At 60.4% G+C, this 11,940-nt stretch carries 11 protein-coding genes and 1 tRNA gene; 5 read left to right on the forward strand and 7 right to left on the reverse strand.

The features are described 5' to 3' along the window. Positions 1-45 precede the first annotated feature (45 nt). Entirely contained in the window at positions 46-1,626 is a 1,581-nt protein-coding gene (locus BM269_RS15995; RefSeq protein WP_090438638.1) for an isocitrate lyase, read from the reverse strand. A 282-nt stretch (positions 1,627-1,908) separates the two neighbouring features. Beyond that, on the reverse strand, positions 1,909-2,889 hold the full coding sequence (locus tag BM269_RS16000) for a DUF4424 family protein (RefSeq protein ID WP_090438641.1): 981 nt from the start codon (positions 2,887-2,889) through the stop codon (positions 1,909-1,911). A 91-nt stretch (positions 2,890-2,980) separates the two neighbouring features. On the opposite strand from BM269_RS16000, the gene BM269_RS16005 reads away from it, so the two are divergent. Beyond that, positions 2,981-3,355: a GFA family protein gene (locus tag BM269_RS16005; RefSeq protein WP_090438644.1), complete on the forward strand. Its 375-nt coding sequence runs from the start codon at positions 2,981-2,983 to the stop codon at positions 3,353-3,355. An 88-nt stretch (positions 3,356-3,443) separates the two neighbouring features. Beyond that, the gene (locus BM269_RS16010) at positions 3,444-6,263 is read left to right on the forward strand and encodes a M16 family metallopeptidase (RefSeq protein ID WP_090438647.1); all 2,820 of its coding nucleotides are present in this window, start codon (positions 3,444-3,446) and stop codon (positions 6,261-6,263) included. Between the two features lie 46 nt (positions 6,264-6,309). Here BM269_RS16010 and BM269_RS16015 read toward each other — a convergent pair whose 3' ends face one another. The 5 genes from BM269_RS16015 to BM269_RS16035 all read right to left on the reverse strand — a co-directional run bounded on the left by BM269_RS16015 (position 6,310) and on the right by BM269_RS16035 (position 9,380). Then, positions 6,310-7,257: an SRPBCC family protein gene (locus BM269_RS16015; protein WP_090438650.1), complete on the reverse strand. Its 948-nt coding sequence runs from the start codon at positions 7,255-7,257 to the stop codon at positions 6,310-6,312. Further along, the gene (locus BM269_RS16020) at positions 7,250-7,612 is read right to left on the reverse strand and encodes an ArsR/SmtB family transcription factor (protein WP_090438653.1); all 363 of its coding nucleotides are present in this window, start codon (positions 7,610-7,612) and stop codon (positions 7,250-7,252) included. The genes BM269_RS16015 and BM269_RS16020 overlap by 8 nt, the downstream gene beginning before the upstream one ends. Before the next feature lie 132 nt (positions 7,613-7,744). Then, on the reverse strand, positions 7,745-8,317 hold the full coding sequence (locus BM269_RS16025; protein WP_229204673.1) for a PEP-CTERM sorting domain-containing protein: 573 nt from the start codon (positions 8,315-8,317) through the stop codon (positions 7,745-7,747). Between the two features lie 212 nt (positions 8,318-8,529). Next, positions 8,530-9,120, reverse strand: coding sequence for an outer membrane beta-barrel protein (locus BM269_RS16030; RefSeq protein ID WP_090438656.1), 591 nt, complete (start codon positions 9,118-9,120; stop codon positions 8,530-8,532). Between the two features lie 184 nt (positions 9,121-9,304). Then, positions 9,305-9,380, reverse strand: a tRNA-Phe gene (locus tag BM269_RS16035). Positions 9,381-9,455: 75 nt separating this feature from the next. On the opposite strand from BM269_RS16035, the gene BM269_RS16040 reads away from it, so the two are divergent. The 3 genes from BM269_RS16040 (at position 9,456) to BM269_RS16050 (ending at position 11,936) form a co-directional block, all read left to right on the forward strand. Further along, complete coding sequence (locus BM269_RS16040) at positions 9,456-10,661, forward strand: FAD-dependent monooxygenase (protein ID WP_090438659.1); 1,206 nt, start codon at positions 9,456-9,458, stop codon at positions 10,659-10,661. Between the two features lie 12 nt (positions 10,662-10,673). Continuing rightward, positions 10,674-11,396 (forward strand): DsbC family protein, encoded by a 723-nt coding sequence (locus BM269_RS16045; protein WP_090438662.1) that lies wholly within the window; start codon positions 10,674-10,676, stop codon positions 11,394-11,396. Positions 11,397-11,477: 81 nt separating this feature from the next. After that, positions 11,478-11,936, forward strand: coding sequence for a (2Fe-2S)-binding protein (locus BM269_RS16050; protein ID WP_090438665.1), 459 nt, complete (start codon positions 11,478-11,480; stop codon positions 11,934-11,936). The last annotated feature ends 4 nt before the right edge of the window (positions 11,937-11,940 follow it).

Consider the following 11,940-nt stretch of genomic DNA (forward strand, 5'->3'; position numbering starts at 1 on the left):
AAAAACGCCACCCGAAGGTGGCGTTGCTTGCTTTGGAGGGCAGGCTTAGAACTGGTTCATGGTGTTGTCTTTGCCGGCTGCCTTCAGCGCAGCTTCGCCGCTGAAGTATTCCTTGTGGTCGTCGCCGATGTCGGAACCGGACATGTTCTGGTGCTTGACGCAGGCAATGCCCTGGCGGATTTCCTTGCGCTGCACGCCGGCCACATAGCCCAGCATGCCTTGGTCGCCGAAGTATTCCTTGGCCAGGTTGTCGGTGGACAGGGCCGCGGTGTGGTAGGTCGGCAGGGTGATCAGGTGATGGAAGATGCCTGCTTCGCGGGCTGCGTCAGCCTGGAAGGTGCGGATCTTCTCGTCTGCCTCGGCGGCCAGCGCGGTGCTGTCGTACTCGACGTTCATCAGCGCGGCGCGGTCGTAAGCCGACACGTCCTGGCCTTCGGCCTTCATGCGGTCGTAGACTTGCTGGCGGAAGTTCAGGGTCCAGTTGAACGATGGGCTGTTGTTGTACACCAGCTTGGCGTTCGGGATGACTTTGCGGATTTCCTTGACCATGCCGCCGATCTGGCCGATGTGCGGTTTCTCGGTTTCGATCCACAGCAGGTCGGCGCCGTTTTGCAGCGAGGTGATGCTGTCGAGCACGCAACGCGCTTCGCCGGTGCCGGAGCGGAACTGGAACAGGTTGGAAGGCAGGCGCTTAGGACGCAGCAGCTTGCCGTCGCGCTTGATGATCACGTCGCCATTGCCCAGGGCATCGGCCGAGATTTCGTCGCAGTCCAGGAAGGCATTGTACTGGTCGCCAAGGTCGCCAGGCTGGTTGGTGACGGCGATCTGCTTGGTCAGGCCGGCGCCCAGCGAGTCGGTACGGGCGACGATGATGCCGTCGTCCACGCCCAGCTCCAGGAAGGCGTAACGTACCGCGCGGATCTTGGCCAGGAAGTCTTCATGCGGCACGGTGACCTTGCCATCCTGGTGGCCGCACTGCTTCTCGTCCGACACCTGGTTTTCGATCTGGATGCAGCAGGCACCGGCTTCGATGAATTGCTTGGCCAGCAGGTAGGTCGCCTCCGCGTTGCCGAAGCCGGCGTCGATGTCGGCAATGATCGGCACGACGTGGGTCACGTGGTTGTCGATCTTGTCCTGGATGGCTTTCTTGGCGTCGCCGCTGGCGGCGTCCAGCTGGCGGAACAGGCCGCCCAGTTCACGGGCATCGGCCTGGCGCAGGAAGGTGTACAGCTCCTTGATCAGGGCCGACACGGCGGTCTTTTCATGCATCGACTGGTCTGGCAGCGGGCCGAACTCGGAACGCAGGGCGGCCACCATCCAGCCCGACAGGTAGAGGTAGCGGCGGTCGGTGCTGTTGAAGTGCTTCTTAATGGAGATCATTTTTTGCTGGCCGATGAAACCGTGCCAGCAACCCAGGGACTGGGTGTACTGGGATGGGTCGGCATCGTAGCGGGCCATGTCGGCGCGCATGATCTTGGCGGTGTAGCGGGCAATGTCCAGGCCGGTCTTGAATTTGTTCTGGGCGCGCATGCGGGCGGCCGCTTCAGGGCTGATGGCGTTCCAGGCGCTGCCGTTGCGTTCCTTCAGGGCTGCGATGGCTTGGATGTCGTCTTGGTAGTGGGACATGGTCTTTTCCTAGCAAAAAAGCGGATTAAAAAAGGCGAAGCACTTGGAATAATGATAGGCCGTTCTTTTGCGATGCACCATGTCTTATATAAGACATATAAGCTATATTTTTTTGTTTAGATTCAATTAGTTATTTTCTATTTGCCATGATATGAAATGGCTTTTCGCGAAATGAACTGTTCGGTATGATGCGCCGCCAAGCAATTTTCTACAATATGAGATTGAGATTTCGTATTGTGAAATGCTGGCGGGGAGCGGTGTCGGCTACGCATCCAGCCGGAATCATTTGGGCAGGGCCGGCAGGACGCCGCTCTGGTCTTCATCGCTGTCGACGTTGCCGAAGTGGACCTCGAGGTCTTGCGTCGGCGCGAAGTTCAGCAGGCGTACCTGGTAGGTGCGTGCATCGATCTTCTTGAAGGTGCCGGGGAAGCACAGGCTGATCAGTTCATCGGGCTTGCGCTTGATGATATTGAGCGTGAAGTCTTCGATGCCGCGTTTCCAGGTGTTGCCGGTGGTGAGGATGTAGGACACGTTATGCGTGTTGATGTAGCCGTCCTTGCGCGCCGCAACTTTGGCGCGTGCATTCAGGTAGCTGTTGTCGGTGCAATAGATTTTCGCGAAATCTTCGTGCATGCCCGATTCGCCGGGGCCGCCTGCGACGAAGGGACGGTAGTCGTGGTGGACGCGAACGATTTTATTGGCAGGGAATTTCTGGGTCCAGACATAGTTGACCTCCACCATCCAGGTCGGCTCACGGGTTTCCTTCTCCAGCAGTCCCAGTTGGATCATTCGTTTGGCTTGCTGTTCGGTGAAGGCGGCAACTTTGCCGGACTTGTCGGCAAACGCGGGCGTGTAGGCGATCTCCTTGTTGCTGAAACCGAGTTTCCGCAATTGCGCGGTGACGTCCTCGCCTTCCGGCGAGCGGGCCACCAGCCTGCTCTGGAACGCGACCGGCTTGCCGTCGACCCGGATGGAAAAGCCGTTGGGCTGGCCGTAGTAGGTATCGCTGCCCTGCAGTGCGGCCGGATAGGGCGGTAGCGGGAACACAATGGTTTCCTCGACGTCATTGGTCGACTCGTTCAGGAATTCATAATCGACGCTGATCAGGTCATGGCTGATGTTCAGCACTTCCTTTTTCATGGCAATGGCGTCGGTCTTGCCGAACACGATGCCCCCAACGCCCACTGCGGCAATGCCGTCATTGGCCAGTGCGGCGTTGGAAAGTGTGAGCGCCGCGATGGCGAGTTGCAGCTGTGTTTTCATAGGGCAGCATTATATTGTTGGTAATAGTTTTGCGGCGCGCCCGCGCAGCGTCGATGGCGCTACATTGGCGGTTTCCACCAGGAGGCCGGCTATGACTATCAAAGGAAGTTGCCATTGTGGCGCCGTCGCGTTCGAGATCGATGGCGAGATTCCCGCTCAGCTCACGCGTTGTACCTGCTCGTTCTGCGCCAAGCGCGGCGCCGTCACGGCGGCCTTCGCGCCCGAGCAATTCCGCCTGGTGCCGCCACCCAGCGGCGACAGTGCTTACCGCTGGCAGACCCGGCAGGTGGCGCATCACTTTTGCCCGCTGTGCGGCTGCGCCACCTATTCCGACTCGCCAGCTTTTCAAACCGACGGAAGCTGGGACGGGCACACCCGCCGCGTCACGGTCAATGCGCGCCTGTTCAATGACTTCGATGCCGCCACTGCCGCGGTCACCGTGATCGACGGCAAGCATCTTTGGTGATTTTGGGGCGGCCATAAAGAATTTTCACGTCGGCAAGTTCCTGGTTATATAATTTATAACCTTTATTTTTATATAGGAACTACCCAGAGTGAAGCTTCTTACCGCCATCATGCTCAGCGCAGGGATCCTGTCGCCGGCATTCGCCGCCGCCCCAGCCGTACCGGCCAAAGCCGCCGCCAACAAGGCCGCCGCTGTTAAAGTCACCTCGGTCGAGGGAATCACCGAATACCGCCTGGCCAACGGCCTGCGCGTGTTGCTGTTCCCGGACGCGAGCAAGCCGACCCTGACCACCAACATCGTCTACATGGTGGGTTCGCGCCACGAGAACTATGGCGAGACCGGCATGGCCCACTTGCTGGAGCACCTGCTGTTCAAGCCGACCGCCAACTTCGGCATCAAGAAAGGCAGCAAGACGCCGGTGGAAGTACTGAACCAGACCGGCGGCCGCTTCAACGGCACCACCTGGTATGACCGTACCAATTACTTTTCGACTTTCCCGGCCAACGACGACAACCTGAAGCTGATGCTGGAGCTGGAAGCCGACCGCATGGTCAACTCGCCGATCAGCCAGGACGACCTGTGGAACAACAAGACCCAGAAAGGGGAAATGACGGTGGTGCGTAACGAGTTCGAACGCGGCGAGAGCGATCCGTTCCGCGTCACGCTCGAGCGCACCATGTCGGTGGCCTTCGACTGGCACAACTACGGCAAGTCGACCATCGGTGCCCGCTCCGACATCGAAGGCGTGAGCATCGACCGCCTGCGCGCGTTCTACCAGCGCTACTACCAGCCGGACAACGCGATCCTGATGGTCGCCGGCCGCTTCGACGAAGCCAAGGTACTGGCCCAGATCAACGAGCTGTTCGGCAAGATTCCAAAGCCGACCCGCGTGCTGGCGCCGACGTATACCGCGGAACCGACCCAGGACGGCGAGCGTTCGGTCACCATCCGCCGCACCGGCGGTACCCAGATCGTCGCCGCCGGCTACCACGTTGCCCCGGCCAGCCATACCGATGCGGCAGCGCTGCAGGTGCTGGGCAAGATCCTGACCGACGCTCCGAGCGGCCGCCTGCACAAGGCCCTGGTCGATGCCAAGCTGGCCTCGTCCGTGATGGACCTCGATTTCAACCAGATGGAACCAGGCTACCGCCTGTTCGCTGCCGTGGTGCCGAAAGATGGCCAGACCGCTGCGGTGGAAGAAGCGATGCTGAAGGCGCTGGAGGACGTCAAGTCCAACCCGGTCACGGGAGCCGAAGTGGAGCGCGCCAAGGCCGCCATCGCCAAAGACGTCGACCAGACCGTCAACGATACGGCCCGTTTCACCATCGCCCTGACCTCGGCGCAAGCCGCCGGCGACTGGCGCCTGTTCCATCAGCGCCGCGACCAGGTCGAGAAAGTCGACGTGGCAGCGGTGCAGGCCGTGGCGCTGAAATACCTGAAACCTGCCAACCGTACCCTGGCGCGCTTCATCCCGACCGACGCCGCCGACCGCACCGAAGTGCCGGCGACGCCGGACGTGGCTGCACTGGTCAAGGACTATAAGGGCCGTGCCGCGATCGCGCAGGGCGAAGTGTTCGACCCAAGCCCGGACAACATCGAAAAACGCACCCAGCGTTCGGTCCTCGCCAACGGCATGAAGCTGGCGCTGCTGCCAAAGAGCACCAAGGGCAATACTGTCAGCGCATCGATACAGCTGCGCATGGGCACTGCCGAGAACCTGACGGGCAAGGCCACCATTGGTGAGCTGGTCGCGTCGCTGCTGTTGACCGGCACCGAGCGCCTGTCGCGCCAGGAAGTCAAGGATGCCCTCGATAAGCTGAAAGCAAACGTGAACATCAACGGCGGCGCCGAAGGCGTCACCCTCAATGTGACCACCACGCGCGCCAACCTGGCGGCAGCACTGGACCTGCTGGGCGAATCGCTGATGAAGCCAGCGTTCACGGCCAAGGAATTCTCCGAACAACAGCGCGACATGATCTCGGGTACCGAGCAGCAAATGACCGAGCCGCAACCGTTGGCCAGCAACGCGATGCAGCGCCTGACCAATACTTTCCCGCCAGGCCATCCGCATTACACCATGACCCTGCCGGAGCAACTGGCGGCACAAAAAGCGGCGACCCTGGAACAGGTCAAAGCCTTCCACAAGGCTTACTATGGTGCCGGCAACGCCACCCTGTCCGTGGTGGGCGACTTTGACGCCGCCGCCGTGCAGGCGCAAGTTGCCAAGCTGTTCGGCAACTGGAAAGCGGAGCAGCCTTACGTCCGCATCGCCAGCGAAATGAAGCAGGTGGCGGGCCAGAACATTGCGCTGGAAACCCCGGACAAGGCCAACTCGGTGCTGTTCGCGATCCAGCCGGTGCCGATGAAGGATGACGCTGCGGTCTACCCGGCACTGTTGATGGGTAACTACATGCTGGGCGGCGGCGCACTGCGCAGCCGACTGGCCGATCGCATCCGCCAGAAAGAAGGCCTGTCGTACGGCGTGGGTTCGCAACTGTCCGTGCCGTCGCGTGATCCGGCCGGCCTGTGGCTGGCTTTCGCGATCAGCGCACCGCAAAACACCGTCAAGGTGGAAGCGGCGCTGCGTGAAGAGCTGAACAAGGCGCTGAAGGATGGCTTCACCGACGCCGAACTGGCCGATGCCAAGAAAGCCTGGCTGCAATCGCAACAAGTGGGTCGTACCGGTGACGCCGGCCTGGCTGGCCGCCTGGGGAACTATCTGAGCTTCGACCGTACCATGGCCTTCGACAAGGACCTGGAAGCTAAAGTCGGCGCGCTGACCGTGGCGCAGGTTAATGAAGCACTGCGCGCCAACCTGAAGCCGGAAGCCGTTTCGGTGATCAAGGCCGGTGACTTTGCCAAAGCGGCTGCCGGTGCGGCCGGTGCGGCACCCGCCTCCAAGCCTTAAGTGAGCTTGCCCCCGCCGCTTGGCGCGGCGGGGGCTTCAAATCAGTTCAGGCGTCCAGTACAGCCTCGAGCTTGTCGAACGACCCGCTCCATCCCTGCGTCATGCTGGCGCGGTGTTCCAGGAAGGCTGCCAGTTCCGCCGCCGTCGCGTTTCCTTCCACTTCCCACGTCACGGTGACCCTGGTACGCATCGCAGCTTCGGCTGTGAATTGCACCGTGGTGCGCATGGTTTCCGGCCACACCGGCGCCATCGGGTGGCGCGCGATATTCTCGTTCTCGTCGCAGAATTGCTGGGTGTAGATCAGTAGGTCAGGACGGCGGATTTCTTCGTAATGGGCCCGGCCATACATGGTGATCGCCGGATTGCTCATGCAGTACAGCGACTCGCCGCCGGGGCGGATGTCTGCGCGCAGGAAGCGCATTTCCATGCCGGTAGGAGGAAGCCAGCGGGCCAGGTGTTCGGGCTTGGTCCACATGTCGAACACGATTTCCAATGGCGCCTCGAAGCTGCGGTTGATGACGAACTTGTCTTCGTCCGCCAGGCGCTTGCCCAGGTATTCGGCCAGGCGATCCCAGGTCGAGTCGCCGTTGGCGTGCCAGATGAACTGGCGCGTTTGCACGGCCGCTTCGGCATCGGCCAGGGCCATGGTCATGTCCATGCGGGTCTTGCCGTCCAGTTCCTCAAACAGCACGGTGACGCGGAATAGCGGCGGCGTGTCTTCCGTGGCGCCGTGGTTGTAGACCAGCTTACGCAGCGGTTCCACCACATGATAAGTGGTCATGTTCGGGAAGTCGGTCCCGTCCGGGCCGTGCATGGTGTAGCGCCACGTCCCGCCGACGCGTAAATCCTTGCTGTGCGTGGTCAGCGTGAAGCCGCGCGGTCCCCACCATTGCGCCACTTGGGCCGGATCGATCCACGCATCCCAGACCGCCTGCACCGGCGCATCATAGGTGCGAATAATGCGGATTTCATTCGGGGCACTGAATTCAGGCATTTTCTTCTCCTTCTCCTTGAGGTGGATTCTTTGCGGTAACGGTTTTCAGGTAGGCATCGAGGCGGTCGAAACTCTCTTCCCAGAACACGCGGTAGTGCTCCATCCAGTCGGCGGCATGCTTCAGTCCATCGCCATTGATCTTGCACGAGCGCCATTGCGCCTTGCGCGTCTTGGTGATGAGGCCGGCTCTTTCCAACACCTGCAGATGCTTGGTGATGGCGGGCAAGCTCATCTCGTCCAGGAAAGGCTCGGCCAGGGCGGAGACGTTGGCCTCGCCCTGGGAGAGTCGCGCCAGCATGGCGCGCCGGGTCGGGTCTGCCAATGCGGAAAAGGTTTGGCTGAGAGGGTCTTGCATCGAACTTCACCAATTATTTAATTAACTTATTGGTTAAATATAGGACGGGCCGGGGCGGCCGTCAAGCGCGTTCCGGCCTCAAAAGCAAAAACGCCGATCGCAAGGATCGGCGTTTTCCAGGGCTTGCCCAGCTTAGGACTGGCGCGGCTTGCGGCGCGAAACGGCGATGCCGGCCAAGCCCAGGGACAGCAGCAGCATGCTGGCTGGCTCCGGTACGTCGTTCGGCGTGGTGGTATTGGTGAAGGAGAAGCTCAGGTCGTTGAAGTCGAACGGGCCGTTGTACAGGTCTTCGAAACTCACCAGCGTGGTGTTGGGCTGCCAGTTGCCCTGGACGCGCGCGTGGAAGGAACCGTCCGGGTTGCGGCCAGCCAAGCCGGTGAAGTAATCGGTATTGGTGTTGTTGACGTGCAGGCGGAAGACGAGTTCAGCGCCGACGGTAAAGCTGCCAAGGTCCACGGTGGCGCCGATGGGCGAGCTGTGGTTGTTGAACAGAAGAATGTCGTTGCCAGCGATGCCATCATCGGTGACCAGGTAAAGGTCATTGCTGTATGCCGCGGAGTTGCCTTCGTAACGGGCAATGATGTTGGCGGTGTTGCCGGCCAACACAGGATTGCCTTCGGTGCCGGAGGTGGCGATCGGGAAGGCAAAGGCGGACAGAGGGGCAATCAGCGCGACGGTAGCCATGAACTGGCGAGCAAATTTCATATTGAATCCCAATAGTTAAAAAAGACTCAACACACTTAGCACGTATCGTGCCATTGCCAGCACGCCGCCGGTTTCACTTGTAGTTACAAGCAGTTATGTATTCTTTTACCAGTGAAATTCATTGTCAGGATGGTAATGTGTAAAAATTCCCGACAAAAACAACAACGCCGATCACAAGGATCGGCGTTGGCTCAAGAGTTGCCGTGTTGTGTTTAGAAATAGAAATTGCCCGAGATGCCGACATGGTTGGCTTTCACTTCGCCCTGGCCGTATTCGCGCTTCACTTCAAGCTTCTCATTCACGTAGCGCACTTTAACGCTGATTTGCGGCGTGAACATGTACTCGGCTTCCACCACTGGGCTCACGGTGTTGTCGAACTTCACGTCGTCGATTTCTCCCACGCCGCTGCCGCTCAGCTTGGCGCCGGTAACATAGCGCAGGCCGGTACCGATCTTCCAATGCTGGTCGATGTGATAGAACGCCAGGGCTTCGATCGGGAAACGTTGGAACTGCAAGTTGCCATTTCGCGCGCTCTGGTTGTCGACATGGAAGTTCACGCTGGTTTGCGCGGAAAACTCCTCATTGATGCGGAATTCCATGCCGCCGGTGAAGTACACGCCGGAGCCGGCCCGGATGCTGGCTGTGTTGCCATTGGTGTACTCGGCAGTCGCCAGTTTGTCGCCGCCGGCAGTAGCGCCGATGCCGACGAAGGGGCGTACAGTTTTGGCAGGGATTGCGGAATCTTGGGCGTGCGCGGAGGCGGCGATTGCCAGTGCCGCGAGAGCGAAAACAGCTTTTTTCATGCTAATGACTTCTAACTTGGAGGGTGTTGGGAAAAGTTTCACTTCAATGGCTGCGGGGCCGCAGCGACGCGAGATAGTATCAGATTGATACCTACTCAAAATGCGCCAAATCTCACCAAACCAAACCAAAGTGCACAAAACGAAAACGCCGATCGCAAGGATCGGCGTTTTCACTTTTTATTCTTGGTGGCCCGGGGCGGAATCGAACCACCGACACAAGGATTTTCAATCCTCTGCTCTACCAACTGAGCTACCAGGCCAAGAGGCAGCATTATAGCAGGGAATCCTTGGGTTGCAATAGCCTTTTTTCATTGAGGGAAAGTTATAATGCGCGGATGAACAAGCCCACGCATCACCATATGCAGACTGCGGTCTGCATCGTTGGCAATGGCGCCATTGCCAAGACGGCGGCCCTCGCGTTTGCCCAGGCGGGATTGAGTGTGACCTTGCTGGGGCCGCCTCCGGCGGCGGCGCGCCCGGACCAGGCAAGCTGGGATGTCCGCGTGTTCGCCCTCAACCACACTGCCCAGCGCCTGCTCGATTCGCTGAAGGTATGGGGCGCGATGGATCACTCGCGCATTGCCCCGGTCGACGCCATGCTGGTGAACGGCGACGGCAACAAGGCCGGTGCGCTGAACTTCGACGCTTACGGCGCGCATACCGGCACCCTGTGCTGGATCGTGGAAGACCGCAACCTGAACCAGGCCCTGGATGCCGCCTTGCGTTTTGCGCAAAACGTGCATTTCGTGCATGGCAAGGCCGTCGCGCTGAAGCATGACGAGCCAGGCGCCGTGATCACCCTGGACGATGGCTCCCACCTCGGCGCCTCGCTGGTGGTGGGCGCCGACGGTGCCCAGTCCTGGGTGCGTGGCCAGTGCGATATCGGCCTCGATTACCGTCCTTATAACCAGAGCGGCGTGGTGTCCAACTTTGCCTGTGAATTGCCGCATCACGGCGTCGCGCACCAGTGGTTCACCGGCGAGCAGGGGATCGTGGCCTTGCTGCCGCTGCCGGGCAAGCAGGTTTCGCTGGTGTGGTCGGCGCCGGACATGCTGGCCGATTCCCTGTGCCGCGAAGGCGCTACTGCACTGGCCGAACGGCTGGCGGCCTTGGCCCGGGAGAAGCTGGGGGCATTGACCCCGCTGCAGCCGGAAGTGGTCAAGGCCTTCCCGTTGCGGCTGATGCGGCCCCATTCGATGGTGGCGCCGCGCGTGGCCCTGGTGGGCGATGCCGCCCACGTGGTGCACCCGCTGGCCGGCCATGGCATGAACCTGGGCTTCGGCGATGTCCAGGAACTGGTGAAAGCCGTGGCGGAGCGGGAAGAACACCGCTCCATCGGCGATGACCGCGTGCTGGCGCGCTACGCGCGTGCACGCAAGGAAGAAGTAAGCCTGATGCTGGCCACCACGGATGGCCTGGAGCGCCTGTTCGGCACCGATCTCGAACCGGTGCGCGCAGTGCGTAATTTCGGGCTAAACTTGCTGGATAAATTGCCGGGCGTAAAGCGCCGGCTGATTTCACATGCCCTCGGAAAGCTGTAAAGCGGAGACCCTATGAAGATGAGTAAGCTGGTATTGGCGATGGCTTCGGTCATGCTGATGTCCTGTGCGGATGCGCAGAACGCAAAAGAAGAAGCGCAACTGCGCAAAGCCCTGGCGGAACGCCTGAACGGCGTCAAGATCGACTCCGTCAAGAAGTCCCCGATCCCCGGGATGTATGAAGTCGCCATCGGCAACGAGGTACGCTATGCCGACCCGACCGGCCGCTACCTGGTGGAAGGCCATATCCTGGACCTGCAGACCAAGACCGACCTGACCCAGGCGCGCATCGACGACCTGAACAAGATCAAGTTCGACGACCTGCCGTTCGAACTGGCGCTGAAGACCGTCAAGGGCAACGGCAAGCGCGTCATGGCGATTTTCGAAGATCCGAACTGCGGCTATTGCAAGCGCTTCCGCGCCACCACGCTGGCAAGTACGGACAACGTGACCGTGTACACTTTCCTGTACAACATCCTGTCGCAGGATTCGTTCACCAAATCGCAGAATATCTGGTGCGCGGCCGATCGCAACAAGGCCTGGGATGACTGGATGTTGAACGGCAAAGCAGCGCCGGCGGCACCGAATGGCTGCACCTCGCCGAACGAAAAAGTACTGGCCCTTGGCCAGAAAATGAGCATCAACGGCACCCCGGCGATCTTCTTCGCCGATGGCAGCCGCATTGCAGGAGCAGTTGACCAGCGTGCGCTGGAAGCAAAGTTCGCCACTATCAAGTAAAAAATGCGGGTTCAGGTCCAACCGCCGGACCTCCGGTCCGATTGTCGGAGCTGACCCCGAAAACTTCATTAGGGAGCTGGCATGGTCACATTGAACATCAACGGGCGCGACGTGCAAGTCGACGCCGACCCTTCTACGCCCATACTGTGGGCCTTGCGCGATAACCTCAATATGACCGGCACCAAGTTTGGCTGCGGCATGGCCATGTGCGGTGCGTGCACGGTGCACCTGGAAGGGCAGGCGATCCGCTCCTGCGTGACGCCGATTTCGGCGGCGGTGGGACAGAAGATCAGCACCATCGAAGCCATGTCCGCCGACAAGGTGGGCAAGGCGGTGCAGGATGCCTGGGTCAAGCATGATGTGCCGCAATGTGGCTACTGCCAAAGCGGCCAGGTGATGAGCGCCACGGCCCTGCTGCGGATGAACAAGGCGCCGACTGATAGCGATATCGACAACGCCATGTCGGGCAATATCTGCCGCTGTGGCACCTATCAACGGATCCGCGCCGCCATCAAGGACGCCGCGAAGTCCATCGCTTAAGGGA

It is taken from the genome of Duganella sp. CF458, from assembly GCF_900113115.1.
GTDB lineage: Bacteria > Pseudomonadota > Gammaproteobacteria > Burkholderiales > Burkholderiaceae_D > Rugamonas.